The 24,129-nt window shown below is 67.3% G+C and carries 31 protein-coding genes and 1 other RNA gene; 18 read left to right on the forward strand and 14 right to left on the reverse strand.

The features are described from left to right. Window positions 1–57: 57 nt before the first annotated feature. Together RND78_RS08260 and RND78_RS08265 are read right to left on the reverse strand one after the other, a co-directional pair. The gene (locus RND78_RS08260; RefSeq protein ID WP_312727624.1) at window positions 58–1,035 is read right to left on the reverse strand and encodes a dipeptidase; all 978 of its coding nucleotides are present in this window, start codon (window positions 1,033–1,035) and stop codon (window positions 58–60) included. 131 nt (window positions 1,036–1,166) lie between these two features. Next, complete coding sequence (locus RND78_RS08265) at window positions 1,167–2,153, reverse strand: GlxA family transcriptional regulator (RefSeq protein WP_312727625.1); 987 nt, start codon at window positions 2,151–2,153, stop codon at window positions 1,167–1,169. A 155-nt stretch (window positions 2,154–2,308) separates the two neighbouring features. Here RND78_RS08265 and choX point away from each other — a divergent pair, with 155 nt between their 5' ends. The 7 genes from choX to RND78_RS08300 all read left to right on the forward strand — a co-directional run bounded on the left by choX (window position 2,309) and on the right by RND78_RS08300 (window position 8,322). Continuing rightward, window positions 2,309–3,244 (forward strand): choline ABC transporter substrate-binding protein, encoded by a 936-nt coding sequence (gene choX, locus RND78_RS08270; protein ID WP_059228423.1) that lies wholly within the window; start codon window positions 2,309–2,311, stop codon window positions 3,242–3,244. A gap of 17 nt (window positions 3,245–3,261) precedes the next feature. Next, window positions 3,262–4,149: a 3-keto-5-aminohexanoate cleavage protein gene (locus tag RND78_RS08275; RefSeq protein ID WP_059228425.1), complete on the forward strand. Its 888-nt coding sequence runs from the start codon at window positions 3,262–3,264 to the stop codon at window positions 4,147–4,149. Beyond that, window positions 4,146–5,090 (forward strand): L-carnitine dehydrogenase, encoded by a 945-nt coding sequence (locus tag RND78_RS08280; protein WP_312727635.1) that lies wholly within the window; start codon window positions 4,146–4,148, stop codon window positions 5,088–5,090. The genes RND78_RS08275 and RND78_RS08280 overlap by 4 nt, the downstream gene beginning before the upstream one ends. A gap of 9 nt (window positions 5,091–5,099) precedes the next feature. Continuing rightward, window positions 5,100–5,570: a thioesterase family protein gene (locus RND78_RS08285; protein ID WP_312727638.1), complete on the forward strand. Its 471-nt coding sequence runs from the start codon at window positions 5,100–5,102 to the stop codon at window positions 5,568–5,570. A 37-nt stretch (window positions 5,571–5,607) separates the two neighbouring features. After that, window positions 5,608–6,762, forward strand: coding sequence for a gamma-butyrobetaine dioxygenase (locus RND78_RS08290; protein ID WP_312727640.1), 1,155 nt, complete (start codon window positions 5,608–5,610; stop codon window positions 6,760–6,762). Further along, window positions 6,759–7,730: an alpha/beta hydrolase gene (locus RND78_RS08295; protein WP_312727643.1), complete on the forward strand. Its 972-nt coding sequence runs from the start codon at window positions 6,759–6,761 to the stop codon at window positions 7,728–7,730. The genes RND78_RS08290 and RND78_RS08295 overlap by 4 nt, the downstream gene beginning before the upstream one ends. Window positions 7,731–8,073: 343 nt before the next feature. Beyond that, window positions 8,074–8,322 (forward strand): hypothetical protein, encoded by a 249-nt coding sequence (locus RND78_RS08300; protein ID WP_295465751.1) that lies wholly within the window; start codon window positions 8,074–8,076, stop codon window positions 8,320–8,322. On the opposite strand, the gene RND78_RS08305 is transcribed toward RND78_RS08300, so the two are convergent. The 3 genes from RND78_RS08305 to RND78_RS08315 all read right to left on the reverse strand — a co-directional run bounded on the left by RND78_RS08305 (window position 8,319) and on the right by RND78_RS08315 (window position 11,183). Continuing rightward, window positions 8,319–9,113: a phosphatase PAP2 family protein gene (locus RND78_RS08305; RefSeq protein ID WP_312727645.1), complete on the reverse strand. Its 795-nt coding sequence runs from the start codon at window positions 9,111–9,113 to the stop codon at window positions 8,319–8,321. The genes RND78_RS08300 and RND78_RS08305 overlap by 4 nt on opposite strands. A 104-nt stretch (window positions 9,114–9,217) precedes the next feature. Then, window positions 9,218–10,096 carry an alpha/beta hydrolase gene (locus RND78_RS08310; RefSeq protein WP_312727647.1) on the reverse strand — a complete coding sequence of 293 codons (879 nt, stop codon included), beginning with the start codon at window positions 10,094–10,096 and terminating at the stop codon, window positions 9,218–9,220. A 1-nt stretch (window position 10,097) separates the two neighbouring features. Further along, window positions 10,098–11,183, reverse strand: a complete 1,086-nt coding sequence (locus tag RND78_RS08315; RefSeq protein ID WP_312727648.1) for a tartrate dehydrogenase — start codon at window positions 11,181–11,183, stop codon at window positions 10,098–10,100. Between the two features lie 104 nt (window positions 11,184–11,287). Here RND78_RS08315 and RND78_RS08320 point away from each other — a divergent pair, with 104 nt between their 5' ends. From RND78_RS08320 to RND78_RS08330, 3 genes are read left to right on the forward strand one after another with little or no spacing between them, the layout of a single operon-like run. Continuing rightward, a complete protein-coding gene (locus RND78_RS08320; protein WP_312727649.1) occupies window positions 11,288–12,217 on the forward strand; it encodes a LysR family transcriptional regulator in 930 nt (309 codons plus the stop codon). A 37-nt stretch (window positions 12,218–12,254) separates the two neighbouring features. Further along, the gene (locus tag RND78_RS08325) at window positions 12,255–13,094 is read left to right on the forward strand and encodes an AraC family transcriptional regulator (RefSeq protein ID WP_312727650.1); all 840 of its coding nucleotides are present in this window, start codon (window positions 12,255–12,257) and stop codon (window positions 13,092–13,094) included. Between the two features lie 47 nt (window positions 13,095–13,141). Continuing rightward, window positions 13,142–13,726, forward strand: coding sequence for a LysE family translocator (locus tag RND78_RS08330; RefSeq protein WP_312727652.1), 585 nt, complete (start codon window positions 13,142–13,144; stop codon window positions 13,724–13,726). Here the strand turns inward: RND78_RS08330 and RND78_RS08335 are convergent. Beyond that, on the reverse strand, window positions 13,723–14,631 hold the full coding sequence (locus RND78_RS08335) for a LysR family transcriptional regulator (protein ID WP_312727654.1): 909 nt from the start codon (window positions 14,629–14,631) through the stop codon (window positions 13,723–13,725). The two genes, RND78_RS08330 and RND78_RS08335, sit on opposite strands and share 4 nt — an antisense overlap. Before the next feature lie 108 nt (window positions 14,632–14,739). Between RND78_RS08335 and RND78_RS08340 the strand changes: the two genes are divergently transcribed. After that, a complete protein-coding gene (locus RND78_RS08340) occupies window positions 14,740–15,342 on the forward strand; it encodes an FMN-dependent NADH-azoreductase (protein ID WP_312727656.1) in 603 nt (200 codons plus the stop codon). Window positions 15,343–15,507: 165 nt separating this feature from the next. Here the strand turns inward: RND78_RS08340 and RND78_RS08345 are convergent, their stop codons facing one another. Then, the gene (locus RND78_RS08345; protein WP_312727658.1) at window positions 15,508–16,488 is read right to left on the reverse strand and encodes an aldo/keto reductase; all 981 of its coding nucleotides are present in this window, start codon (window positions 16,486–16,488) and stop codon (window positions 15,508–15,510) included. Window positions 16,489–16,606: 118 nt separating this feature from the next. Here RND78_RS08345 and RND78_RS08350 point away from each other — a divergent pair, with 118 nt between their 5' ends. Further along, window positions 16,607–17,035 (forward strand): OsmC family protein, encoded by a 429-nt coding sequence (locus RND78_RS08350; RefSeq protein WP_059228458.1) that lies wholly within the window; start codon window positions 16,607–16,609, stop codon window positions 17,033–17,035. 115 nt (window positions 17,036–17,150) lie between these two features. After that, the gene (locus tag RND78_RS08355) at window positions 17,151–17,279 is read left to right on the forward strand and encodes a hypothetical protein (RefSeq protein WP_269085527.1); all 129 of its coding nucleotides are present in this window, start codon (window positions 17,151–17,153) and stop codon (window positions 17,277–17,279) included. 1 nt (window position 17,280) lies between these two features. Here the strand turns inward: RND78_RS08355 and RND78_RS08360 are convergent, their stop codons facing one another. The 3 genes from RND78_RS08360 to RND78_RS08370 form a co-directional block, all read right to left on the reverse strand. Further along, on the reverse strand, window positions 17,281–17,553 hold the full coding sequence (locus RND78_RS08360) for a cupin (protein ID WP_312727660.1): 273 nt from the start codon (window positions 17,551–17,553) through the stop codon (window positions 17,281–17,283). 177 nt (window positions 17,554–17,730) lie between these two features. After that, window positions 17,731–17,964: a hypothetical protein gene (locus RND78_RS08365; protein WP_312727662.1), complete on the reverse strand. Its 234-nt coding sequence runs from the start codon at window positions 17,962–17,964 to the stop codon at window positions 17,731–17,733. A 64-nt stretch (window positions 17,965–18,028) separates the two neighbouring features. Beyond that, complete coding sequence (locus RND78_RS08370; RefSeq protein WP_312727665.1) at window positions 18,029–18,445, reverse strand: MarR family transcriptional regulator; 417 nt, start codon at window positions 18,443–18,445, stop codon at window positions 18,029–18,031. A 54-nt stretch (window positions 18,446–18,499) separates the two neighbouring features. On the opposite strand from RND78_RS08370, the gene RND78_RS08375 reads away from it, so the two are divergent. Both RND78_RS08375 and RND78_RS08380 read left to right on the forward strand, forming a co-directional pair. Next, window positions 18,500–19,294, forward strand: coding sequence for a siderophore-interacting protein (locus tag RND78_RS08375; protein ID WP_312727668.1), 795 nt, complete (start codon window positions 18,500–18,502; stop codon window positions 19,292–19,294). Next, on the forward strand, window positions 19,291–20,634 hold the full coding sequence (locus RND78_RS08380; protein ID WP_312727671.1) for an MFS transporter: 1,344 nt from the start codon (window positions 19,291–19,293) through the stop codon (window positions 20,632–20,634). The genes RND78_RS08375 and RND78_RS08380 overlap by 4 nt, the downstream gene beginning before the upstream one ends. Here RND78_RS08380 and RND78_RS08385 read toward each other — a convergent pair. Further along, window positions 20,631–21,755, reverse strand: a complete 1,125-nt coding sequence (locus tag RND78_RS08385) for an aminopeptidase (RefSeq protein ID WP_312727674.1) — start codon at window positions 21,753–21,755, stop codon at window positions 20,631–20,633. The genes RND78_RS08380 and RND78_RS08385 overlap by 4 nt on opposite strands. Here RND78_RS08385 and RND78_RS08390 point away from each other — a divergent pair. Further along, window positions 21,754–22,176, forward strand: coding sequence for a hypothetical protein (locus RND78_RS08390; protein WP_312727677.1), 423 nt, complete (start codon window positions 21,754–21,756; stop codon window positions 22,174–22,176). The two genes, RND78_RS08385 and RND78_RS08390, sit on opposite strands and share 2 nt — an antisense overlap. Window positions 22,177–22,211: 35 nt before the next feature. Then, on the forward strand, window positions 22,212–22,643 hold the full coding sequence (locus RND78_RS08395; protein WP_312727679.1) for a hypothetical protein: 432 nt from the start codon (window positions 22,212–22,214) through the stop codon (window positions 22,641–22,643). 23 nt (window positions 22,644–22,666) lie between these two features. Here RND78_RS08395 and RND78_RS08400 read toward each other — a convergent pair whose 3' ends face one another. Then, window positions 22,667–22,843, reverse strand: a complete 177-nt coding sequence (locus tag RND78_RS08400; protein WP_312727682.1) for a hypothetical protein — start codon at window positions 22,841–22,843, stop codon at window positions 22,667–22,669. 103 nt (window positions 22,844–22,946) lie between these two features. Further along, window positions 22,947–23,177, reverse strand: a complete 231-nt coding sequence (locus RND78_RS08405) for a DUF1161 domain-containing protein (protein WP_059228479.1) — start codon at window positions 23,175–23,177, stop codon at window positions 22,947–22,949. Between the two features lie 148 nt (window positions 23,178–23,325). On the opposite strand from RND78_RS08405, the gene RND78_RS08410 reads away from it, so the two are divergent. Further along, window positions 23,326–23,988 (forward strand): hypothetical protein, encoded by a 663-nt coding sequence (locus RND78_RS08410; RefSeq protein ID WP_059228482.1) that lies wholly within the window; start codon window positions 23,326–23,328, stop codon window positions 23,986–23,988. Here RND78_RS08410 and RND78_RS08415 read toward each other — a convergent pair. Continuing rightward, a non-coding RNA gene (locus tag RND78_RS08415) (sX9 sRNA) lies at window positions 23,983–24,074 on the reverse strand. The two genes, RND78_RS08410 and RND78_RS08415, sit on opposite strands and share 6 nt — an antisense overlap. Window positions 24,075–24,129: the final 55 nt, after the last annotated feature.

Consider the following 24,129-nt stretch of genomic DNA (forward strand, 5'->3'; position numbering starts at 1 on the left):
GAAGGGGTTGGTAAGGTGTGTCGGGCTTCGCTGAGCGCAACCCGACCTACATCGAGATCATTCGCCCCAGACTTCGCCGAGGATGCGCATCCAGTTCTCGCCCATGACCTTGCGCACGGTGCGCTCGGGCATGCCGCGCTTGAGCAGGGTTTCGGTCAGGTTGGGGAATTCGCCCACGGTACGGATGCCCAGCGGGTTCACGATCTTGCCGAAGCTGGTCAGGCGGCGGGCGTAGCCCTTGTCGTGGGTCAGCCACTCGAAGAAATCGTGGCCATGGCCCTGGGTGAAGTCGGTGCCAATGCCGATGGCGTCTTCGCCGACCAGGTTCATGACGTATTCGATGGCCTCGGCGTAGTCGTCGATGGTCGAGTCGATGCCCTTGGCCAGGAAGGGCGCGAACATGGTCACGCCGACGAAGCCGCCGTGGTCGGCGATGAACTTGAGTTCTTCGTCCGACTTGTTGCGCGGATGCTCCTTGAGGCCCGAGGGCAGGCAGTGGGAGTAGCACACCGGCTTCTTGGACTCGAGGATGACTTCCTCGCTGGTCTTGGAGCCGACGTGGGAGAGGTCGCACATGATGCCGACGCGGTTCATCTCGGCGACGATCTCGCGACCGAAGCCGGACAGGCCGCCATCACGCTCGTAGCAGCCGGTGCCCACCAGGTTCTGGGTGTTGTAGCACAGCTGCACGATGCCCACGCCGAGCTGCTTGAAGATCTCGACGTAGCCGATCTGGTCTTCGAAGGCATGGGCGTTCTGGAAGCCGAACAGGATGCCGGTCTTGCCCTGGGCCTTGGCCTGGCGGATCTCGGCGGTGGTGCGCACCTGGACCACCAGGTCGCTGCACTCGCGGATCAGTTTCTGGCTGGCGGCGATGTTGTTGACCGTCGCCTGGAAGCCTTCCCACACCGAGACGGTGCAGTTGGCGGCGGTCAGGCCACCCTTGCGCATGTCTTCGAAGAGTTCGCGGTTCCACTTGGCGATGATCAGCCCGTCGATGACGATGCTGTCGGCGTGGAGTTCGGTGGCATTCATGACGGGCTCCGGCGAAAGTCTTGCGCCGGAACGAGTGCCGGCGATTCGAGGCCAGCATAGCCCCGGGGTTCCCGGCGACCGGATGCAAAAACGACAGGGGAATCCCCAGAAGCGTCAGCGGCCAGGTCGGCCTAGGGTGGCGGCAAGGCCGCGACCACCACGGCGGCCTCCGGCACCGACGACCGGTGCGGTCGATCCTCCCGCGGACTCAGGCCGAAGCGCTGCCGGTAGCAGCGGGAAAAGTAGGAGGCGGACTCGAAACCGCAGGCCAGGGCGACCTCCAGCACACTGGCGTCGCCCTGCTGCAGCAGCTGGCGGGCCCGATCCAGGCGCAGTTGCAGATAGAAGGTGGAGGGGGTCGTGTCCAGGTGGAGGCGGAACAGCCGTTCCAGCTGGCGGCGGGTCACCTGGATGCCAGCGGCCAGCTCCAAGGTGCCCAGGGGCGTCTCGGTGTGGCGCTCCATGCGCTCCACCACCCGGATCAGCTTGCGGTTGGCGATGCCATAGCGGTGCGCCACCTGCAGCCGCTGGTGCTCGCGCGGCGGGCGGATGCGCCCCAGCACGAACTGCTCGGAGACCTGCACCGCCAATTCGCTGCCATGGCTGCGGCCGATCAGCTCCAACAGCAGGTCGAGACTGGCGGTACCGCCAGCGCAGGTGATGCGCCCGCGGTCGATCTCGAACAACTCGCCGGTCACCGCCAGGTGCGGCCAGGCCTCGCGAAAGGCCGCCACCGCCTCCCAATGCAGGGTGACACGGTAGCCGTCCAACAGGCCGGCCCTGGCCAGGATCAGGGCGCCGGTATCGATGCCGCCCAGGGGATGCCCCTGGCGAGCGACCTGGCGCAGCCAGCTGGCGAGGCCATCGTCGTAGTGGGCCAGGGGTTCGAAGCCGGCCACCACGAACAGGGTAGTGCCCGGCGCCAGGGATTCCAGGCCGCCGTCGACGTTGACCGACATGCCGTTGCTGGCGGTCACCGCCGCGCCATCGCGCCCGAGGATGCGCCAGGCGTAGCTGCCCGGCCGAAAGCGATTGGCCACCCGCAGGGGTTCCAGGGTGGCGATGAAGCCCAGGGCGGAAAAACCGGGCAGCAGGAGAAAGGCAAAGGACTGCGGCATGGGTGGGGCGTCCTCGGTAACGGTTTGCTCTGGCAAGCAAGAAGGTCGCCAGGGTGCAAATTCCGGTCGTCGGACTGCGCATGGATGATCAGCGAGGCGCCTAGGGTAGAAGGCACCGGCAGTCATCCTCGGCCAGCCACCACCAGGAGTTCGCCATGCCCTTCAAGACGCTCAGTTCCACCCTCCTCGCCTGCGGCCTGCTGGCCGCCACCCTGGGCAGCAGCGCTCGCGCCGCCGATCCCGACAGCTGCCAGACCGTGCGTCTGGGCCTCGTCGGCTGGACCGATGTGGTCGCCACCAGCGCCCTCGCCGAAGTCATGCTCGAAAGCCTCGGCTACGGGGTCAAGCCGACCACCGCTTCCCAGCAGATCATCATGGCGGGCATGGGCAACAAGGACCTGGACGTCTTCCTCGGCTACTGGCAGCCGACCATGCAGCCGGTGGTGCAGCCCTTCGTCGACAAGGGCCAGGTCAAGGTGCTGGCCCCGCCGTTGCTGGCCGATGCCCAGTCCACCTATGCGGTGCCCGAGTACGTCTACGAAGGCGGCCTGAAGACCTTCGCCGACATCGCCCGCTTCAAGGACAAGCTCGGCGGCAAGATCTACGGCATCGAGCCGGGCAGCGGCGCCAACCGCGCCACCGCCGAGATGATCAAGACCAACCGCTTCGGCCTCAAGGACTTCCAGCTGGTGGAGTCCAGCGAGGCGGGCATGCTCAGCGCCGTGCGCCGAGCCGAGAAGCGCCAGGAGTGGATCGTCTTCTTCGGCTGGAAGCCGCACCCGATGAACCTGCAGATCAAGATGCGCTACCTCACCGGCAGCGAGGACATCTTCGGGCCCGACGAGGGCAAGGCCACGGTGTCGGTGGTGACCGCCGCGGACTACCCGCAGCGCTGCCCTAATGTCCAGCGCCTGCTCGGCAATCTGCACCTCGATAGCGCCGAGGTCAGCTCCGTGATGGCGCCCATCCTGGAGCGCACCGCGCCCAAGGACGCCGCCCGTGCCTGGCTCAAGGATAACCCGCAACGCCTCGATGCCTTCCTGCAGGGCGTCACCACCCGCGACGGCCAGCCCGCCGCCGTCAAGCTCTGATCGCCAAGGACAGACCCATGAATACCGATGTCATCATTACCTGCGCCCTCACCGGTGCCGGTGATACCGTAGGCCGCAATCCCCATGTCCCCGTTACCCCGGCGCAGATCGCCGAGGCCGCCCTGGAAGCCGCCCGCGCCGGTGCCACCGTGGTGCACGCCCACGTGCGTGACCCTGCCACCGGCAAGCCGAGTCGCGACGTGGCCCTCTACCGCGAAGTGGTCGAGCGCATCCGCGAGGCAGATGTGGACATCATCGTCAACCTGACCGCCGGCATGGGGGGTGACCTGGAGATAGGGCCGGGCGAGACGCCCACCGAATTCGGCGCCGGCTCGGACCTGGTCGGTCCCCTCACCCGCCTGCTGCATATCGAGGAACTGCGCCCGGACATCTGTACCCTGGACTGCGGCACCCTCAACTTCGGCGACGGCGACTTCATCTATGTCTCCACCCCCGCGCAGTTGCGCGCCGGGGCCAAGCGCATCACTGAGCTGGGCGTGAAGGCCGAGCTGGAGATCTTCGATACCGGCCACCTCTGGTTCGCCAAGCAGTTGCTCAAGGAGGGCCTGCTGGAGGACCCGCTGTTCCAGATCTGCCTGGGCATTCCCTGGGGTGCGCCCGCCGACACCACCACCATGAAGGCCATGGTCGACAACCTGCCGCCGGGCGCCTGCTGGGCCGGCTTCGGCATCGGCCGCATGCAGATGCCCATGGCCGCCCAGGCCATGCTGCTGGGCGGTAACGTCCGGGTCGGCCTGGAGGACAATCTCTGGCTGGACCGCGGCGTCCACGCCACCAACGGCAGCCTGGTAGAGCGGGTCATCCAGATCATCGAGCGGCTGGGTGGACGCGCCCTGAGCCCCGCCGAAGGGCGTCAGAAGATGAAGCTGGGAGGTGCCCGATGAGCGCCGTCTTCGCCGCCCTCGGCACGGGCGTGATCGGTGCCGGCTGGATCGCCCGGGCCCTGGCCCGGGGCCTGGACGTCCGTGCCTGGGACCCGGCGCCCGGCGCCGAGGCCGCCCTGCGCACCCGCCTGGCCAATGCCTGGCCGGCGCTGGAAGCCCAGGGCCTGGCGCCGGGCGCCAGCCTGGACCGCCTGAGCTTCCATACCGACCTGGAAGCCGCGGTGGCCAACGCCGACGTCATCCAGGAAAGCGCGCCCGAGCGCCTGGAGCTCAAGCGCGACCTGCACGCCCGGGTCAGCCGGGCGGCGCGGGCCGACGCCCTGATCTGCTCCAGCACCTCGGGCCTGCTGCCCAGCGACTTCTATGCCGATGCCCAGCACCCCGAGCGCTGTTTGGTAGGCCATCCGTTCAATCCGGTCTATCTGCTGCCGCTGGTGGAAGTGGTCGGCGGGGCCCAGACCTCGGCAGCCAACCTGGCGCGCGCCGAGGCCTTCTATCGCGAGCTGGGCATGCGGCCGCTGCGAGTACGCAAGGAGGTACCCGGCTTCATCGCTGATCGCCTGCTGGAAGCCCTGTGGCGCGAGGCCCTGCACCTGGTCAACGATGGCGTCGCCACCACCGGCGAGATCGACGATGCCATCCGCTACGGCGCCGGCCTGCGCTGGTCGTTCATGGGTACCTTCCTGACCTATACCCTGGCCGGCGGCCCGGCGGGCATGCGCCACTTCATGCAGCAATTCGGCCCGGCGCTGAAGCTGCCCTGGACCTACCTGGAGGCGCCGGAGCTGACCGATGGCCTGATCGACGCCGTGGTCGAGGGTACCCAGGCGCAACAAGGCGATCTGGAGCTCGCCGCCCTGGAACGCTATCGCGACGACTGCCTGCTGGCGGTGCAGGCGGCCATCGCCGACTGCAAGGCGCGCCACGGCATCCGGGACTAGGAGGACAGCATGCTCATCCATCGCACCACCGTCGCCCCCGAGTGGGTCGACTACAACGGCCATCTGCGCGATGCCTATTACCTGCTGATCTTCAGCCACGCCACCGACGCCCTGATGGACGCCATGGGCCTGGACGCCGCCGGTCGGGCCGCCAGTGGGCACTCGCTGTTCACCCTGGAGTGCCACCTCAACTTCCTCCACGAAGTGAAGGCGGATGCCCGGCTGGAAGTGCGGGTAAGGTTCCTGGCGCTGGACGCCAAGCGCCTGCAGCTGCACTTCGGGCTGTATCGCGAAGGCGGGGCCGAGCTGCTGGCGGCCTCCGAGCAACTGCTGTTGCACGTCGACCTGGCCGGTCCCAAGTCCGCGCCCTTCGCCCCCGCGGTGTACGACTGGCTGGCGACCCAGCTGGCGGCGCAGCAGGACGAGCCCTGGCCGGCACACGTGGGGCGGGTCATCGGGCTGCCGCCCGCGAGAAAATGACGAGCAATCCTTAAGGATCGAGCGGAGTCACCGTGACATGAGCGCCATCGCCGACTTCAGTACGTACAAGGTCATCAGCCCGATACGCAGTGCCCTGGGGGATGACACTCAAGTCACGGTGCTCTGGATGGATGGCCGGACCAGTCCCTACCATCTCATCTGGCTCAGAGACAATTGCCCCTGCCCGCATTGCGTCTATCCCGTTACCCGGGAGCAGATCGTCGAGATCGTGGATATCCCCGAAGACCTTCAGGCCTCCCGGGTAACCCTCGAGGAGGACGGCAACCTGGCGATCCTCTGGCAGGATGGACATGTCAGTACCTACGACGCGGGTTGGCTACGCGCCCATGCCTATGACGAAGCCTCCTTGGCTGAGCGGGAACGACTGAAGCCGAGGAAAAGGCTCTGGGACAGCCGCCTGGCTGTGCCAACCTTCCATTACGCCGAGATAATGGCCGACGAGGCGGCGCTACTGGCCTGGTTGCTCGACGTCAGAGATACCGGCCTGTCGTTGCTTCACGGCGTGCCGGTGGAAACCGGCGCGCTTGCAGCGGTGGCGAGACGGATCTCCTTCATCCGGGAAACCAATTTCGGCACCCTGTTCGACGTCCAGTCCAAAGTCGATGCCGACAGCAATGCCTATACCGCCTTCAACCTGCCGCTACACACCGATCTGCCTACCCGTGAGCTGCAGCCAGGACTGCAATTCCTGCATTGCCTGGTCAACGAGGCAACCGGGGGCAGCAGCACCTTCGTCGACGGTTTCAAATTGGCAGAGGTCCTGAAGGAAGAAGACCCGCCGTCCTTCGAGATACTCACCACGATACCCATCGAATTCCGCAATCGGGGGAGGTCTTCGGATTATCGCTACCAGGCTCCCATCATTGCCCTGGACGAAAACCATGAGGTAACGGAAATTCGCATGGCGAATTTCCTGCGCGGCCCCTTCAGCACCGCCCCTGACACCATGCCGCGCCTCTACCGCGCCTACCGTCGATTCATCGCCCTGACCCGGGATGATCGCTTCCGCTATCGACACCGACTCGAAGCCGGTCAGCTGTGGTGTTTCGACAATAGACGCGCCCTGCATGCCCGGGATGAATTCGATCCCGCCAGCGGCGCCCGCCACTTCCAGGGATGCTATGTCGACAGCGATGAACTGCACTCCAGGATTCGCGTGCTGCAACGATGAACCGACCTCATTCCGCGACCACCGCCGCAGCCGCTGCCACAGCGATGAGCCAGCCGCCGCTGTCGGCGGACATGGCCGCCTTCGTCGAGTCGAGCCGGGCCTTCGCCGTGGACGATCCGGCTATCACCGCCCAACGCCAGGCCTATGCGCGACTCTGCGCCGCCCTGGCGCCGGCTGACTATCAAGGCCTAGCGGTCGACGATCACCGCGCCGGCGACGTGCCGTTGCGGCTGGTGGCGCCACGGGAGCCCGCCGCTAACCGCCCCGCCCTGCTCTATCTGCACGGCGGTGGCTGGATGCTCGGCGACCTGGATTCCCATGGCTTTCTCGCCGCCCGTCTGGCGCGGTGGCTGGGGCTGGCGGTGCTGCTGGTGGACTATCGGCTGGCGCCGGAGCATCCCTATCCCGCCGCCTTGGAGGACGCCCTCCGGGCCTGGAATTGGCTGGGCGACGAGGCCTCTCGGCTGGGGCTGGACGAGACCCGGCTGGCGGTAGCCGGTGACAGCGCTGGCGGCAACCTGGCCGCGGCCCTGTGCCTGGCGCTGCGCACCCAGGGTCGCCAGCAACCGCGCCTGCAGGCGCTGATCTATCCGGCGCTGACGGATCGGCTGCTGCCCAGCGAACGCCATCACGCCCAGGCGCCGCTGTTGAGCGCGGCCGACTGGCGGGCCTGCCTGGAGGTCTACCTGCCGGAACGACGGGATCGCGCCGAGCCGTTGGCCCTGCCGCTGCAGGCCACCGACCACGCGGGGCTGGCACCGGCCTTCATCGCCGTGGCCCGCCGCGATCCCCTGCGCGATCATGGCCATGCCTATGCCCGCGTCCTGCGCGCGGCGGGTACGCCCTGTCGGCTCTGGGAAGGCGCCGGCCTGCTGCATGGCGCCCTGCGAGCGCCGGGTGCGCGCGCCGAGGCCTTGCGCCGGGCCCTGGAATCCAGCCTCGCTCGGGCCCTGGTCCGTTCGGCTTGATGGCGCAGCACCCAGGCCGTCGCTGAGGCAAAAAAAAACCTCAACCGCTGGAGACGGAAGAGGTTCAAACGCCCTGATGGGCCTCAGTGTGTAACCGGAGATTGCTCGCCTCTGGAGGCGAACGACCTGAAAAATCCGAGGAATGGCGCCATTCTACCGCCGATCTCGGTAATTGCCCCTGCGGCAGATTGTCCGAGCATATTTTCGTAATAAAACTACATTGCCTGGCTTGGGCACGGCCTCCTATCCAAAAACGACATCGGGCTGCGTGCCTACGCCAGCCTGGCTTGTCGTCGACGGCGCCAATGCGAGAATCCGACCAAAGACACCAGAGGGCAGAGCCATGATGATCGCCGACTTGATCGACCAGGATGACTTCCGCGACCGCCTGCGCGCGCTGGGCTTCAACGTCACCCCTGAGGCCTCGGCGGACGACGCCTGTCGCCAGGCGCTGACCGCCCTCACCCAGGAGCGCGCCGTCGCCCTGCGCCAGTTGATCCAGGAGCTGCTTTCCGGCAGCGCGGCGCTGCTGCCGGCCGTGCGCCAGGCCATCGACCAGCAATTGCTGCCGGCCCTGGCCGCCGCGCGTTAATTCCGCAGCAGACTCAAACGGCCGACCACTGGCAGTCGTCGCCCCAACCAGCACAGCGGTGGCGTCAGCAGGCGCTCACCCTGGTAGGCGAACCAGGCAGCCAGCGGCGTATGCAGGCCCAGGCTGATGACGCCCAGGGCCAGCGCCAGGCCGCCGATGTAGTCATCCGATCCCCAGTGGGCACCGGCCACCAGGCGCGGCAGCATGAACAGCACGGCCAGCGCGGCCACTACCAGGCGGCGCCCGCCGCGGGTGAAATGCGCCATGAACAGCGCCCAGAGCAGCAGCACCGAGGCATGGTCGCCGGGAAAGCTGGCGCCGGATCTGTCCTTCAACTCCCAGCCGTGTTCCAGCCCGGGAAAGCGCTCGCTGAGCAGATAGGCGCCGGCGAGCACATCGGACGGACTGGCATGTTGCAGGCCGTGGGCCTCGATGGCCTTGGTCAGCAACGTCCGCATGATCAGCAGAACCACCAGCAGACCGACGAAGGCCGCCAGCGCGGGGCGCACCTGCCGGGCTGGATAGGCCCAGCCACCGCGCACCAGGAGTGCCAGCAGGATCAGACCGACCAGGGCATCCACCGGTCTCAGGCTGAAGAAGGTCCAGAGATAGAGCCAGGCGGTGGACTGCGCCAGCGGCGTATTAAGGGCGTGGAACAGGCCAGCGTCGAACGCCAGCAACTGACTACGAACGGTAGGAATGAGCCAGAGCAGCAGCAGGCCAAAGGCCAGGCCCTGGCACAGCGCCAGGCGGCGCCATTGCCAGGCGGAAGTGAAGAGTGGAGCGTTCATCGGGTCCTCGTTTCACGAAAATTTCACGAATAGACCCGCTCGACCTCGATAACGTCACACTTTGTTACAGTCAGATGACGCAACAGTCCTTTGCAGCTGCTGATTCAACCGAAGAACGCCAGGGCCTCGTCCGCGACCAGATCCGGTAGCTCCTCTGCCAGATAATGACCGCCCGGCAGCGCACGACCGTCGACCTGGGTAGCCACCTGACGCCATTCGGCCAGCGGATCGAAACAGCGCCCCACCGTGCCTTCGGCGCCCCAGAGCACCCGCAGCGGCAGCACCAACCGCCGACCGGCATCCAGGTCGGCCTGGTCGTGCTCCAGGTCGATCCCGGCGCTGGCCCGGTAGTCCTCGCAGATGCCGCGGGCGGTGCCGGGCAGGCTCAGGCAGCGCAGGTATTCGGCCAGCACCTTCGGGGGAAAGGGGGCCAGGCCGGCACTGCGGGTACCCATCACGCCCTTGAGATAGCCTTCCGGATCGGCTTCGATCAGCCGCTCCGGCAGCGGCGCCGGACGGATCAGGAAGAACCAGTGCCAGTAGGCGCGGGCGAAGGCCTCGTCGGTCTGGCGATACATGGCCAGGGTCGGGGCGATGTCCAGCAGCATCAGCCGCTCCACCACGCCCGGATGATCCAGCGCCAGGCGATGGGCGACCCGGGCGCCGCGGTCATGGGCCAGCACGGCGAAGCGTTCATGGCCGAGCAGGCGCATCAGCTGGACGTTGTCCCGCGCCAGGGTGCGCTTGCTGTAAGCCTCCGCGCCGGCCTCGGGCTTGGCGCTGTCGCCATAGCCGCGCAGGTCGGCGGCCACCAGGGTGAAGCGCTCGGCCAGCCGCGGTGCCACCTTATGCCACATGACATGGGTCTGGGGGTGGCCATGGAGCAGCAGCAGCGCCGGGCCCTTGCCGCCGATGCGGCAATTGAGTTCGACGCCGTCGACGCTCAGCCGCCGCTGTTCGAATCCCGGAAAGAGGTCGTCCATCTCAGGCCAGGACCGCGGCGATGGCCTGGCCCAGACTCTCGGTGGTGCCCTGGCCGCCCAGGTCGCGGGTCAGGGGCGCCTGCTCCGGCCCCTGGCGCAGCACGGCCTCGATGGCCGCCACCACGGCAGCGCCGGCTTCGGCATGGCCGAGGTGCTCGAGCATCATGGCACCGCACCAGATCTGCCCAATGGGATTGGCGATGCCCTGGCCGGCGATGTCCGGCGCCGAGCCATGTACCGGCTCGAACAGGCTGGGGAAATTACGCTCCGGGTTGATGTTGGCCGACGGCGCGATGCCGATGGTGCCGGTGCAGGCCGGGCCCAGGTCGGAGAGAATGTCGCCGAACAGGTTGCTGGCCACCACCACGTCGAACCAGTCCGGGTGCAGGACGAAGTTGGCGGTGAGGATGTCGATGTGGAATTTGTCCACCGCCACGTCCGGATAGGCCTTGCCCATCTCTTCCACGCGCCTGTCCCACCAGGGCATGGTGATGGCGATGCCGTTGGACTTGGTGGCCGAGGTCAGTTTCTTGCGCGGCCGCTGCTGGGCCAGGTCGAAGGCGAACTTGAGGATGCGGTCGGTGCCATGGCGGGTCATCACCGTTTCCTGGATCACCACCTCGCGCTCGGTGCCCTCGAACATGATGCCGCCGACACTGGAATACTCGCCCTCGGTGTTCTCGCGCACCACATAGAAGTCGATGTCGCCGGGCTGGCGATTGGCCAGCGGCGCCCTGACCCCCGGCATCAGTCGGCAGGGCCGCAGGTTGACGTACTGGTCGAAGCGGCGGCGGAACTGCAGCAGCGAACCCCAGAGGGAGATGTGGTCGGGCACCACGTCCGGCCAGCCGACCGCGCCGAAGTAGAGGGCGTCATAGCCCTGGAGCGTCTCGAACCAGTCGTCCGGCAGCATCTTGCCGTGGGCCTGGTAGTACCCGGCGCTGGCGAAATCGAAATGGTCGAACTGCAACGCGAGGCCAAAGCGGCGAGCGGCGGCCTCCAGTACCCGGATACCCTCGGGCATGACTTCCGTGCCGATGCCATCACCGGCGATGACCGCGATCTTGTGGGGCTTGGACGCTTGCATGGGACGCTCCGGCAGTTCGAGTGGGGTGGCCCCAGTGTAGTCTCGCGCCAGAGGCGTACAATCCCGCGCCAGGGAAAGCCATTGTTAACCTGGAATCAAGAATCTTGTCCGCCGACGATCTCGCCTTCTTCGTTCACCTGGCCGCCCATCCCAGCCTGACCGCTGCGGCGCGGGAGTCGGGGCTGTCGCTGGCAGCGGTGAGCAAGAGACTCACCGCCCTGGAGCGTCGCCTGGGCGTGCAATTGATCCGCCGCACCACGCGGCGGCTGGATCTCACCCCGGAGGGCCTGCGCTACCTGGAGGGGGCCCGCCCCCTGCTGGGCCAGTTGGAAGACCTGGAAGCCGCGGTCAGCCGCCCCGATGCCCCCCTGAGCGGGGCACTCAATCTCAACGCCACCTTCGGCTTCGGGCGGCGGCACCTGGCACCGCTGCTGTCGGACTTCGCCCGCCGTCATCCCGAACTGGAGCTCAACCTGCACCTCTCCAGCCATCCGGTGAATCTCCTGGAGGGGCCCTTCGACCTGGACATCCGTGTCGGCGAGCCGCCGGACGCCCGGGTCATCGCCCATCGCCTGCTGGATAACCGCCGCCTGCTCTGCGCTGCCCCGGCCTACCTGGCCCGCGCGGGTGTCCCGCAGAGCGTGGCCGACCTGGCGCGGCACAACTGCCTGGTGCTGCGCCAGGACGCGGGGGACTACGCCGTCTGGCGCTTCACCAAGGATGGCCAGCACTTCGTCCAGAAGGTGCGCGGCAGCCTGAGCAGCAACGACGGCGAGGTGGTGGTGCGCCTGGCCCTGGACGGCCATGGCCTGATCCTGAGATCGGAATGGGACGTCGCCGAGCTGATCGCCAGCGGCGCCCTGGTACCGCTGCTGACCGATCACCAGGCGCCAGCGGCAGGCATCTATGCGGTGTACCGCCAGCAGCGCCACGTACCGCGACGAATTTCCGAACTGATCCGTCATCTGGCGCGGGAACTGCCCGCACGTCTGGGTCGCCAATGCACGAATCTTCCAGACCGCGGCGGGATCTGACTCTAGACTGACAAGCCCGACCCGCTTTTTCCGCGCCATGGCCGACGATCACTGGATCCAGTTGCAGCAGGACGCCGAGACCGGCATCGAGACCCTGCGCGCCCATTTCGAGGGCCATGCCTATGACCCGCACTGGCACGACGCCTATCTGGTGGGCTACACCGAGCAGGGCCTGCAGCAATTCCATTGCCGCGGCCAGCGCCACCGGAGCACTCCGGGGCAGGTATTCCTGCTGGAGCCCGGCGAACTTCATGACGGCCAGGCGCCGGAGGCCGAGGGCTTCACCTATTCCATGCTCTACCTCGACCCCCAGTGGCTGGCGCGCGAGCTGCAGGGGCTGCATGGCGATGCCCGGCTCTTCGGCGAACCCGGCTTCGCTCAGACGTTGGTCGAGCAGGCCGAACTGCATCGCGCCGTGGCCTGGGCCCACGAGGTACTGAGCCGGCCGGAGCTGCGCATCGTCCGCCAGAGCGCCCTGGACGCCCTGCTGCTGCGCCTCCTGCCGCAACTGCAATGGCGGGCGCCCCAGGCCGGCGATCCGCGGCTGCCCCAGGTGGCCCTGCGCGCACGGGACTTCCTGCATGCCCATCACCAGGAGGACCTCGGCCTGGAAGAGCTGGCCCAGGCCTGCGGCGTGGACAGATTCCGCCTGACCCGCGCCTTCAAGGCGGCCTTTGGCCTGGCGCCCCATGCCTATCTGGTGCAGTTGCGGCTGTCGCGCGCGCGCCGCCTGCTGGCGGACGGCCTGTCGCCAGCGGAAACCGCCGCCGCCCTGGGCTTCGCCGACCAGAGCCATCTGGGTCGCTGGTTCCGCCGCGCCTATGGCCTGACGCCGGCCGCCTACCGCGCACGCTGCTCGAATCTTCCAGACCGCTAGCGGCAAGGTTGCCACCCTGGAGGCTCAGTCCTTCCAGGAGTCTCCCTATGTCCCTGCTGCCTTTCCTGCTGTTCGCCCTGGTCGCCTCCATCACCCCCGGACCGACCAATGTGCTCATCCTCGGCCACAGCGCCCGGCATGGCGCCCGCGCGAGCCTGCCCCTGGTGCTGGGCGGCAGCCTGGGCGCGGTGGGCCTGGTGCTGGTGGTGGGCCTCGGCCTCGGCCAGACCCTGGCGCAGCATCCCGACTGGCAACGCGGCCTGGCCTGGGCCGGGGTGCTCTGGCTGAGTTGGCTGGCCTGGCAACTGGCGCGTGCCGGGGCGCCCGAGGTGATCGACGACGGTGTGCGCCTGGGTTTCGGCGGCACCGCCGGCCTGCAGGTACTCAATCCCAAGAGCTGGAGCATGGCGCTGGCGGTGGTGACCGTCTATGCCGAACCCGGCACCGATCTCGGGCGACAGGTGCTGGTGCTGGGGCTGGTCTTCCTGCTGGTGTCCGTCCCCTGCCTGGCCCTCTGGGCCCTGCTCGGCCGGGTGGCGGCGCATGGCCTGAGATCGAGCCAGGCCTGGCGGGGTTTCAATCTGGGGATGGCGGCGCTGTTGCTGGTCTCGGCCTGGGCGACGGTGATCTAAACCGGCCTCCCACCCTGGTCCTGGAAACTCTCCTCCAGGTGCTCCAGCCAGGCACGCACCGCCGGCAGCAGGCCGCGACGGTGGGCATAGGCGGCCTGGAGGTGGCCGCCGGGGAGTGACCAATCCGGTAGCAGGCGTTGCAGGCGGCCTTCGCTCAGCTCGGCCTCGCAATAGAGCAACGGCAGCATGGTGTAGCCGAGGCTCGCGAGGGCGGCGGTCTTGCGCACGCTGAAGTCGTCGATGCCCAGCCGGGCTTCCAGCACCAATTCGCGACGCTGGCCCTGGGGACCGACCATGCGCAAGTGCACCCTGCGATCCAACTCCAGGGCGCCGAGCAGGGGTACGCCCAGCAGGGCTTCCGGGGCATCCAGCTGACGACCGGCAAGGAAGTCGGGGGCGGCCACCAGTATCCCCGAGGCCTGCCGCAGGCGGCGCACGATCAGCCCCGGCTCGACGTCGTCGACGTCGCGCACCCGCAGGGCCACGTCGATGCCCTCGTTGACCACGTCCACTCGCCGATTGACCAATACCATCTCCAGCTGCACCTGGGGATAGCGCTGCAGGAAGCGGGTGACGATGTCAGGCAGATAGTCCTGGGCCAGGGCCACCGGGCAGGACACCCGCAGCGGACCGCGCGGTTCACTGGACAGGCTGGCGGCGGTTTCGGCGGCGCTCTCCGCCTCGCGCAGCAGGGCCTGGCAGTGCACCAGGTAGCGTTCGCCGAGGGTGGTGAGGGTCAGGGTCCGGGTGGTGCGCTGCAACAGCCGGGCACCCAGGCGCGTCTCCAGCTCGGCGATACGCCGGGACAGCCGCGACTTGGGAATACCCAGCAGCCGCCCGGCGGCGGCGAAGCCCCCGGCCTCCACCACCTTGGCGAAGTAGGCGAGATCGTTGAGGTCTTGCATGGAGGATTGTCCTACCCATGGGACGAAGCATCGCATTCTAGGCGACTAATCAAGCATTCGTCTTATCGGTAGTCTGGGCTCATCTTCGAACCCCACGGGACAGCCGCCATGAAACTACTGCACATCGACTCCAGCATCCTCGGTGATCATTCCGCCTCCCGCGCCCTGAGCGCCAAGGTCGTCGCCGCACTCAAGGCCGGCAATCCCGGGCTGGAAGTGACCTACCACGATCTCGCCCACGACTCCCTGGGCCACTTCTCCGCCGCCAGCCTGGCTGCCGGCGCCACGCCCACCGAGCAGCGCAGCGCCGAGCAACGCGACGAAGCCGAGCGCAATGCCCGCGCCCTGCAGGAATTCCTCGCCGCCGATGTGCTGGTGCTGGGTGCGCCCATGTACAACTTCACCATCCCGACCCAGCTCAAGGCCTGGATCGACCGCATCACCGTGGCCGGCACCACCTTCCGCTATGGCGAAGCCGGTCCGGAAGGCCTATGCGGCGGCAAGAAGGCGATCATCGTCGCCACCGCGGGCGGCATCCACGCGGGCAAGCCCACCGGCATCGCCCATGAGGACTACCTGAAGCTGCTGCTGGGCTTCCTCGGCATCACCGACATCCAGATCGTCCGCGCCGAAGGCCTGGCCTATGGCGACGACGCCAAGGGTGCCGCCCTGGCCAGCGCCGAGCGGCAGATCGCCGAGCAGTACGCTTAGGTTCGGGCACCCTCACCCCCGGCCCCTCTCCCAGAGGGAGAGGGGAGCAAAAGCCCTGAGGTTCAGGCTTTGCGGGGCATAGGCGCAAGGACTCATCCAACTGCACCAGCCCGCTCTTCCCCCTCTCCCTCCGGGAGAGGGCCGGGGTGAGGGCACGCCAGCACCTTAGCTGAACCCCACCACCGGATGCGGCACATAGGGCGCTTCCAGGGCAGCGATCTCTTCTTCGCTCAACCGTAGCGCCAAGGCCGCCACGGCATCCTCCAGATGCTGCGGCTTGGACGCCCCCACGATGGGCGCATCGATCCCGGGCTTCTGCAGCAGCCAGGCCAGGGCCACCTGGGCGCGGGGTACGCCACGGGCCTCGGCGATATGCGCCACCGCCGCCACGATCTGCCGATCGGATTCCTCGCTGGCGGTGTAGAGCGTCTTGCCGAAGGCGTCGCTCTCGGTGCGCGCGGTGCTGGCATCCCAGTCGCGGGTCAGGCGCCCCCGAGCGAGGGGACTCCAGGGAATCACCCCGATGCCGGCATCGCGACACAGCGGCAGCATCTCCCGCTCTTCTTCGCGAGCGAGCAGATTGACGTGGTTCTGCATGGTGGCGAATGTCGTCCAGCCATGGCGTTCCGCCGTGTGCAGGGCCTTGGCGAATTGCCAGGCGTACATGCTGCTGGCCCCGAGGTGCAGCGCCTTGCCGGCCTTGACCACATCGTGCAGGGCTTCCAGGGTCTCCTCGATGGGCGTGTGATAGTCCCAGCGATGGATCTGGTAGAGGTCGACATAGTCGGTGCCCAGGCGCTGCAGGCTGGCGTCGATGGCGGCGAAGATCGCCTTGCGCGACAGGCCGCCGACGTTGGGCTTGTCGCGCAGCGGGAAGTACACCTTGGTCGCCAGCACGATCTCCTCGCGCACGGCGTTGGCCTTGAGGAAGCGGCCGACGATCTCTTCGCTGGTGCCGTCGGAGTAGCTGTTGGCGGTGTCGAAGAAGTTGATGCCGAGATCCAGCGCCTTCTTCAGCAGCGGCTGGCTCTGGTCTTCCGGCAGGGTCCAGGGATGATTGCCGCGCTCGGGGACGCCGTAGGTCATGCAGCCGAGGCAGAGGGGCGAGATCTTGAGACCGGTGCGGCCTAGATTGCGGTAGTTCATGGGGGCCTCCAGGGGTGGTCGAAAAGAGTTGACCATGGCGGTCCCGGATCGACTGCAACGAACTTACCGGCTGCCGTCTGGTTCTAGATGAATTCTCATCCACAACCGGAGACGCTCCATGAAGAAATATGCTTCCGCGGTCTGGCAAGGCGGTCTGAAGGATGGCAAAGGCCATATCACTACCGAGAGCGGTGCGCTCAAGGACAACGCCTATGGCTTCAACACCCGTTTCGAAGGCACTCCGGGCACCAACCCCGAGGAACTGATCGGCGCGGCCCATGCCGGTTGTTTCTCCATGGCCTTCTCCATGCTGCTGGGCCAGCAGGGCCTTACTCCCGAGCGCATCGAGACCAAGGCCGACGTCACCCTGGACAAGGTCGGCGAGGGTTTCGAGATCACTACCATCGATCTGACCATGAAAGCCAAGATTCCGGGCGCCACCCAGGAGCAGTTCACCACCATCGCCAACCAGGCGAAGGAAGGCTGCCCGGTGTCCAAGGTGCTCAAGGGCGCCAAGATCAACCTGCACGCCACGCTCGAAGGCTAACCACCTGCGCGCTTGCCGGTGCCACCCGGGCACCGGCAACACCGCGTCATAAAGGCCGTCCGCAAGGGACGGAGCGAATCGTTAGACTCCCTGGCTCGCGCTCAAGGAGGCCTCGATGAACGATTCTATCTTCATGGCACTTTTCTCCCTTCTTTCCTTGCTGCTGCTCGGCGGTGGTATCTACGGTTGCGTGATCCTCAATCGCCAGCGCCGCGATATCGAGAAGAACGACAGCGACGGTTGACTCAGGCGGGACGTCGTCCTGCCAGGTAGCGTACGCCCTCGGGCCCGAAGCCTTCCGCATGCGGCTCGTGGGCGTCCAGGTGGAAGATGTCGCCGACCTGGTAAAGCCGCTCACCCGCCGCGGTGCGCAGCCACAACTCGCCATCGATGACCAGCGCCCTGGCCTCGAAGGGATGGACGTGGACATCCAGGCGACCATGGGGCTCGCGCTCCACCAGCACCGGTGGCTGGAAGCCGTCGTGGGCGAGCTGGGCGAGAAAGGTGGCTTTGTCCATGACAGGTCCTGCATGAGGCGAAGGGTAGGCGCAACCCTAAGGCTGGACGGGCCTGGCGACCAGTGAAACGCCTCTATGGCGGTCCCTGGCCGGCTCTATGGCGTCCGCACCGATCAGCTGCCGACGCGATTGGACCGGTGGCATATCGTGCGGGAAACCAAGGTTCCACGTGGAGCATCAGGATTGGAGCTTGCGCTCCACCTCGGCAGTCTTGCGCCGCAATGCCTCCGCCTCCTGCTCCTTGGTCTTGATGTCGGTCGGGGTGATGATCTTGTCGATGCCATCGGTTGGCGTCGATTCCGGCTGCTGGATGTCCTTCTTCACCACATCCACGGATCGGCCGGCTTCGTCGCGTGCCGGCTCGTTGGGTGGCGTCTTGCCCAGATGGGCATCGGAACGCTGATCGCTCATGGAACATCTCCTCGCTGGGTTCTCAACTTCGAACCCGGCAACGGCCACGGAGTTCTCCCGTCGCTCAGGATGGCCGTCGAACCCGTTCGAGGTAGGCCAACAGTTGCGTCTGCTCGGCTGCGTCCAGCGGGGCGAAGACGGCTTCCAGCGCCTGGCGTCGAGGCACCTGGGCCTGGTCCAGGGCCTGACGGCCCTGCTCGGTGAGATGCACCAGCAGGGCGCGGCGATCCTGGGGATGCGGCTCGCGGCGAACCAGGCCATCGCGCTCCAGGGCGTCGAAGGCGTCGGTCAGGGTGCGCGGCGCATGGCGTAGCTGCTCGGCGACCTCGCCAGGGCGGCAGGGTCCCCGTTGCTCCAATACCTTCAGCACCTTGTAGCGGGCGAAGGAGAGTCCGGATGCCTTGAGGGTCTCATCCAGTTGTTGACGCATTTGCCGTTTCAGGTCCATCAAGGCTTCGGCAATGGCGGCGGCGGTTGACATGGGCAATGCTTCCCTCGAATATAGTGAGGAACCTCAATGAATGGTACCTCCACAATGGCGACATCTTTTCACAGCCACGAGGGCGATGCCAGTGCCCGTCACCTTTTCCAACGCGTGCGCTTCGAACTCAAGCGGCGCTGGGCGACCGTGGTCCGCCGCGAAGAACTGGGTGGCGACCTGCTGCGCCTGACCTTCGGTGGCCCTGACCTGGCCGATTTCCAGAGCGCGGCCTTCGACGAGCACGTGAAGCTGTTCGTCCCCGCCGACGCCACCCCCATCCGCACTGCCAGCCCCGAGCAACTGGTCGGCCGGCACTACACGCCCCGTCACTACGATGCCGCACGGGGCGAACTGGCCATCGACTTCTATCTGCACGAAGCGGGGGTGCTGACCTCCTGGGCGCGCCAGGCGCAGCCCGGTGCCGAGCTGGTCATCGGTGGGCCCAAGGGCGCCCTGGTGCCGCCCGAGGACTTCGACTGGTACCTGCTGGCCGGTGACGAAACCGCCCTGCCCGCCATCGCCCGGCGCCTCGAACAGCTGGCGGCCGGGGTGCGGGTGGTGGTAATCGCCGAGGTGGCCCGCGCAGGTCTGGAGATCGCCCTGCCCACGGCCGCTGACGCCGAGATCCGCTGGGTCTATCGCGACCTCCTGCCCGCTGCCCTGGTGCAGACCCTGGAAGCCCTGGAACTGCCCACCGGCGAGGGCTATGCCTGGATCGCCGGAGAAGCCAGCCAGGCCCGGGCGGCGCGCCAGGCCCTGCTGGCCAAGGGCTTGCCGAAAGACTGGGTCAAGGCCGCCGGCTACTGGAAGCTGGGCGAGAGCGACCAGCACGTGAAGGTCGAGGATTGAGCACCACCGCCGTCGCCGACGGCCTGCCCCGGCCACGCCGCTATCGGGCGGTCGCCGCGCTGCTGCTCGCCATCAGCATGACGGTGCTGGACAGCGGCATCGCCAACCTGGCCCTGCCCAGCATCGCCGAAGCCCTCGATGTCTCGGCAGCCGCTGCGGTGTGGATCGTCAGCGCCTACCAGCTGAGCCTGGTCGCCCTGCTGTTTCCCCTGGCCGCGGTGGCCGAACGCCAGGGACTGCGACCGGTATTCGCTGCCGGGGTCGGCATCTTCGGGGTGGCCTCCCTGGGCTGCGCCCTGGCGCCGGGCCTCGGCAGCCTGGTAGCCGCGCGCGCGCTCCAGGGTGTGGGCGCCGCCGCCATCATGTGCGTCAGCGCCGGCATCGTGCGACTGTCCTATCCCCGTGCGCGCCTGGGGCGCGGCATCGCCATCAATGCCCTCTGCGTGGCCCTGGGGTCGGCCGCCGCCCCCAGCCTGGGCGCCGCCATCCTGGCCGTGGGCGGCTGGCCCTGGCTGTTCGCGGTCAATGTGCCCGTCGCCCTGCTGATCGCGGCGCTGGTGCGCAATCTGCCTGACAGCCCTCGCGCGCAACGTCGCCTCGATCCCCTCAGCGTGCTGCTCAACGCCCTGGTGTTCTGCGCCGGCATCGGTGGACTCGAACGCCTCGGCGCCGCGCCGCTGCAAGGGCTGGCCCTGTTGCTGCTGGCGGCCACCAGCCTGGTGCTGCTGGTGCGTCGCGAACGCGGCCTGCCAGCACCGCTGCTGCCGGTCGACCTGCTGGGACTGCCGGCCATGCGCCATGCCGTGCTGGCCTCGGTCTGCTCCTTCGCCGCGCAGATGCTCTGCTTCCTCGCCCTGCCCTTCTACCTGCAGCACCAGCTGGGGTTGGTGCCCCTGCAGATCGCCCTGCTGATGCTGAGCTGGCCGCTCACCGTGGCGGTGTCCGCGCAGGTGGCGGGGCGCCTCGCCGATCGCTATCCGCCGCAGCGCCTGTGCATGCTGGGCGGCCTGGGCATTACCCTGGGCCTGGCGGCCGCCGCCGGCATGCCGCTGGCATACTCCACCGCCCTGCTGATTCCCTGCCTGGTGATCGGTGGTATCGGCTTCGGCTTCTTCCAGGTGCCCAATAACAGGATCATGCTGACTGCCGCCCCGGCAGGGCGCAACGGCGCCACCGGCGGCGTCCAGGCCACCGCTCGCCAGACCGGCATGGCCCTGGGCGCCGCGGCCCTGGCGCTGCTGCTGCATCTGGATGGCAGCCTGGCGCCGCGGCTGGGCCTGACCCTGGCGGCGGCCCTGGGGCTGGTCGCGGCCTGGTCCAACTGGCGAGCGCCGCGCTAGGGCTTCGCCTTGTTCCCGGCTGCCAGCAGCGTCTTGAGCGCCTGCTCGCGCTCGGCCGCTGGGCGCTCGCCCAACAGCTGGACCCGATGGAAGAACGCCGGCCAGTTACCCGGATGTTGGGCATAGAGGGCAGCGAAGGCCGGCACCCACTGCTCGTAGAGACCGTAAGGCACCAGCCGGGCGTTGTTCAGCGGCTGGCTCATCCAGCCATCGAAGCGCCGATCCGCCCGCCAGGCCGGGGTGCCGCGCAGGCGCTGGTAGTCGGCGCGCAATCGCGCGAAACGTTCGGCCTTGGCCACGCGCTTGGCGGCCGGCGAGAGCGGCTGGGCATAGAGCCTGGCCAGGTCCGCGCGGGTGGTCAGCAGCAGGTCGCGGAATTGCTGGTAGCGCGCTTCCCGCCCCGGGTCCGGGGGCGGCAGGCTGCGACTGGCACGCCATTGCCGCAAGCCTTCCTGCTCGACGAAGGTAGCGTAGGACTCGTTGAAGGCCGTATCGCCCGGCAGGTAGAAGCGCTGGTGGGCCAGCTCATGGAAGATGGTCGCCGCCACCTGGTCGTCGTCCCAGCGCAGCATGCTGCTCAGCAGCGGATCGCTGAACCAGCCCAGGGTGGAATAGGCCGGTACGCCGCCGACGTAGGTGTCCTGACCTTGGTGCTGCAGCACCTGCGCCGCGGCGCGGGCCGCGGCCTCCCGATAGTAGCCGCGATAGGCCACGCAACCGGCGATGGGAAAGCAGTGGGTGGTGGGCTGGGTGGAGAATTCGGCGGTGGCGAAGACGTTCCACAGCACGAAAGGCCGATGCAGCTCGACGAAGCTGCGGTAGCTGGCATTGTCCGGCAGCGCCAGCTGGGCACTGGCGAAGCGCCGGGCCGCGGCCGCGGCGGCGAGGCGCTCGCGCAAGGCGGCGGGACGCGCCGGATCTGCGACGACTGTCGCAATGGGCTCGCGATCACGGATCAGCGCCCACTGGCCCTGTACCATCTGACCGTAGTACCCGACCGAGGTACAGCCGCCCAGTCCGATCGCCAGGGACAGCCACGCCAGCCACCGGCCCGCGCGTCGCGCAGGCCGGGTGCCGGATTGGGCGTCGCGCCCTTCCCTGCCTGGAGTTGTAGCCGTCATGCGTAGACTGTGCCTGCTGTTGCCTGTGCTGTTCCTCAGCGCCTGTTCCCTCTGGCCGCTGCCGAAACCCGATCCGGCGCAGGCCTGGATCGATCTGGACAGCGACGGCAAGGCCAAGCTCGAGGCCCTGCGCGCCGACCGCAAGGACCTTGAGGACAAGCGCTATTTCCAGGTCTGGCCGGGGAGCCATGACCTGCAGGTACGCTATCAGTTCGAGGTGCAGCCCACCAACATTGGCGCCCAGGCCGCCACCCCGCTGCCACGCACCTGCCTGGTGACCCTCAACTACAAGCAGTTCGCTGCCGGTGAGCGCTATCGCCTGGAGGCCGGGCAGACCGGCTGGCGGCCCTGGGCGCGGCTCTACGACGAGCGCAACCAGGAGGTGGCACACAGCAATGCCAGTCGCTGTGGCGACGTGTAGACTGGCTTTCTCCTCCCTTTTGCGAGTCGCCGACCATGCGCCTGAGGTTGCTGGCTTCCCTGCTGCTGCTCGGCGGCTGTACCACGCCGCTGCCTCCCGTCGATCCGAACCAGGCCTGGGTCGATCTCCAGCTGCGCGAACCCGCCGTTGGCGCCTCGCTGCTGGCCGAGTCTCAGGATGGCCGGCGCCTGGACGATGGCCGCTACTTCCAGCTCAGCCCGGGCGCCCATAGCCTCAAGGTGAGCTACAGCTACGAACTCTATGGCGGGGGCGGCTTCGGTTCGCGTTTCGGCTGGAACGAGCCACTGAGGTTCCAGTGCTACCTGGACCTGGACTACCCCGACTTCCAGGCCGGCAAACGCTATCGTCTGGAGGGCCAGCATACCTTCGGTCGCGGGGAGATCACCCTCTACGACGGCCAGCGGGAGCTGGTGAGTTCGGAGCGAGGCATCTGCACCCCTACCTGAATCCAGCGCCCTGGTCCTGGCGCTCAGGCCGGTACGCTGAGCCAATCATCCTGGCTGCGATCCAGGGTGCGAACGACCGCAGCACGTGGCTTCTGCTCACGCAGCTGACGACTGAGGCGCAGGAAATCCTCGCGTTCCATCCAGCGCGGAGCGGGCTGGGCAAGGGACAGAGCTTGGCGAATCCGGGCGAACAGCGACATGGCATTACCCTCTTGGCTATATACTGTATGCGCAAACAGTACTAAGCCAAGCGGAACTGTACAAGCATCCAGCTGATGAACGGTCCGCCTTCCGCTCGAAGGCTCAGTCGTTGCGCTGGTAGATGATCTTGTAGGTACCGTTGGCGCAGCTACCCACCACCATGTTGGGATCGCGGACCTCGGCGTTGGGCACCGCTTCCAAGGTATAGGCGGTCACCCCGGCCGACTGGATCTTGACTTCGATGTCGGCCTTGAGCTGTTCGCAGGACAGGGGTTCGGCCAGCACCGAGGTGCTCAGCAGAGCAGTACAGCAGATCAGCGAGAGACGCAGCATGGCGATTTTCCTTGGCGTGATGACCTCCAGGCTTGGACGCCGGCGCTGTGGCGATGTTCTCAGGCCTGTTCATCGGCCAGCGAAGCGGTGGAACCAGCCACCCGAACGGTCTTTCCGATGAGGTTCCTCGTCCGCGAAGTACCCCACCATGTTCCAGTGGTTGAAAGACAATTCCCAGGTTCTCACCCTGTTCGCCCAGTGCTGCACCCTGGCCGTCTGGATTCTCTACGCCCAGTTGCTGCTCAACAACTACAAGCGCCAGCGCCAGCCGCGGCTGATCATCAACCGCGGCGCCGGCAAGGGCGTGGGCGCCCTCTGCCTGCTGTCGAACATGAGCGCCGAACCGGTGTTCATCAACCAGCTCACGGTGATCCTCAAGACCAACAGAGGAACGCTGTTCACCGACGTCACCGATATCCGCGAGAGTGGCCAGGATGACTTCGATCCCGACCTGGTGCTGGGCGAGGCGACCCACCAGGGCCCGCTCAATACCGGTGATTTCACCCATATCGGTACCTTTCAGGGGCTGATCCGCCGCGCCGCCGAGCACAACGGCCTGGCCTTGGAAAACCATCGGCCACCCGAGGGCTGGGTGTTCGAGGGCCTGGAGATCCGCGCCGTGGCCTTCTATGGCTCGGATCATGATCCCATCGGGGTACGCCGGCGCTTTCGTCTGGGCCAGCACGACGGCACCTACTGCGCCCTGATCGCCGAAGACTGGCAGACCCAGCAGCTGACCTCACGCCGGCAGCGACGCATGGTGCAGGATGTGTGGATGCTCGAGCCGGAGCACAAGGACCAGAGCGGCTAAGAAAACGTAGCGAGCGGTTGTCAGACGGGTGCGCGCGGCGCGCAGGAAACGCACCGAGCTCGCGCACGAGTGTACGAGTGGTACATGAGGATTCCGAGCACTGCACGCGCCCGTTTGGCGAACGCGCAGTAGTTTTATTAG

The organism is Pseudomonas oryzihabitans (genome assembly GCF_032027545.1).
In the GTDB taxonomy this organism is placed as follows: Bacteria; Pseudomonadota; Gammaproteobacteria; order Pseudomonadales; family Pseudomonadaceae; genus Chryseomonas; species Chryseomonas oryzihabitans_F.

Excerpts from the sequence above, each read along its gene's own strand:
- RND78_RS08350 (WP_059228458.1), top strand. The coding sequence starts at position 16,607 with ATGAAGAAATATGCTTCCGCGGTCTGGCAAGGCGGTCTGAAGGATGGC.
- choX (WP_059228423.1), top strand. The coding sequence starts at position 2,309 with ATGCCCTTCAAGACGCTCAGTTCCACCCTCCTCGCCTGCGGCCTGCTG.
- RND78_RS08400 (WP_312727682.1), bottom strand. The coding sequence starts at position 22,843 with ATGTCGCTGTTCGCCCGGATTCGCCAAGCTCTGTCCCTTGCCCAGCCC.
- RND78_RS08335 (WP_312727654.1), bottom strand. The coding sequence starts at position 14,631 with ATGCAAGACCTCAACGATCTCGCCTACTTCGCCAAGGTGGTGGAGGCC.
- RND78_RS08310 (WP_312727647.1), bottom strand. The coding sequence starts at position 10,096 with ATGGACGACCTCTTTCCGGGATTCGAACAGCGGCGGCTGAGCGTCGAC.
- RND78_RS08360 (WP_312727660.1), bottom strand. The coding sequence starts at position 17,553 with ATGGACAAAGCCACCTTTCTCGCCCAGCTCGCCCACGACGGCTTCCAG.
- RND78_RS08410 (WP_059228482.1), top strand. The coding sequence starts at position 23,326 with ATGTTCCAGTGGTTGAAAGACAATTCCCAGGTTCTCACCCTGTTCGCC.
- RND78_RS08290 (WP_312727640.1), top strand. The coding sequence starts at position 5,608 with ATGAGCGCCATCGCCGACTTCAGTACGTACAAGGTCATCAGCCCGATA.
- RND78_RS08345 (WP_312727658.1), bottom strand. The coding sequence starts at position 16,488 with ATGAACTACCGCAATCTAGGCCGCACCGGTCTCAAGATCTCGCCCCTC.
- RND78_RS08385 (WP_312727674.1), bottom strand. The coding sequence starts at position 21,755 with ATGACGGCTACAACTCCAGGCAGGGAAGGGCGCGACGCCCAATCCGGC.
- RND78_RS08275 (WP_059228425.1), top strand. The coding sequence starts at position 3,262 with ATGAATACCGATGTCATCATTACCTGCGCCCTCACCGGTGCCGGTGAT.
- RND78_RS08370 (WP_312727665.1), bottom strand. The coding sequence starts at position 18,445 with ATGTCAACCGCCGCCGCCATTGCCGAAGCCTTGATGGACCTGAAACGG.
- RND78_RS08330 (WP_312727652.1), top strand. The coding sequence starts at position 13,142 with ATGTCCCTGCTGCCTTTCCTGCTGTTCGCCCTGGTCGCCTCCATCACC.
- RND78_RS08285 (WP_312727638.1), top strand. The coding sequence starts at position 5,100 with ATGCTCATCCATCGCACCACCGTCGCCCCCGAGTGGGTCGACTACAAC.
- RND78_RS08305 (WP_312727645.1), bottom strand. The coding sequence starts at position 9,113 with ATGAACGCTCCACTCTTCACTTCCGCCTGGCAATGGCGCCGCCTGGCG.
- RND78_RS08390 (WP_312727677.1), top strand. The coding sequence starts at position 21,754 with ATGCGTAGACTGTGCCTGCTGTTGCCTGTGCTGTTCCTCAGCGCCTGT.
- RND78_RS08325 (WP_312727650.1), top strand. The coding sequence starts at position 12,255 with ATGGCCGACGATCACTGGATCCAGTTGCAGCAGGACGCCGAGACCGGC.
- RND78_RS08405 (WP_059228479.1), bottom strand. The coding sequence starts at position 23,177 with ATGCTGCGTCTCTCGCTGATCTGCTGTACTGCTCTGCTGAGCACCTCG.
- RND78_RS08300 (WP_295465751.1), top strand. The coding sequence starts at position 8,074 with ATGATGATCGCCGACTTGATCGACCAGGATGACTTCCGCGACCGCCTG.
- RND78_RS08375 (WP_312727668.1), top strand. The coding sequence starts at position 18,500 with ATGGCGACATCTTTTCACAGCCACGAGGGCGATGCCAGTGCCCGTCAC.
- RND78_RS08295 (WP_312727643.1), top strand. The coding sequence starts at position 6,759 with ATGAACCGACCTCATTCCGCGACCACCGCCGCAGCCGCTGCCACAGCG.
- RND78_RS08355 (WP_269085527.1), top strand. The coding sequence starts at position 17,151 with ATGAACGATTCTATCTTCATGGCACTTTTCTCCCTTCTTTCCTTGCTG.
- RND78_RS08315 (WP_312727648.1), bottom strand. The coding sequence starts at position 11,183 with ATGCAAGCGTCCAAGCCCCACAAGATCGCGGTCATCGCCGGTGATGGC.
- RND78_RS08260 (WP_312727624.1), bottom strand. The coding sequence starts at position 1,035 with ATGAATGCCACCGAACTCCACGCCGACAGCATCGTCATCGACGGGCTG.
- RND78_RS08280 (WP_312727635.1), top strand. The coding sequence starts at position 4,146 with ATGAGCGCCGTCTTCGCCGCCCTCGGCACGGGCGTGATCGGTGCCGGC.
- RND78_RS08365 (WP_312727662.1), bottom strand. The coding sequence starts at position 17,964 with ATGAGCGATCAGCGTTCCGATGCCCATCTGGGCAAGACGCCACCCAAC.
- RND78_RS08265 (WP_312727625.1), bottom strand. The coding sequence starts at position 2,153 with ATGCCGCAGTCCTTTGCCTTTCTCCTGCTGCCCGGTTTTTCCGCCCTG.
- RND78_RS08340 (WP_312727656.1), top strand. The coding sequence starts at position 14,740 with ATGAAACTACTGCACATCGACTCCAGCATCCTCGGTGATCATTCCGCC.
- RND78_RS08395 (WP_312727679.1), top strand. The coding sequence starts at position 22,212 with ATGCGCCTGAGGTTGCTGGCTTCCCTGCTGCTGCTCGGCGGCTGTACC.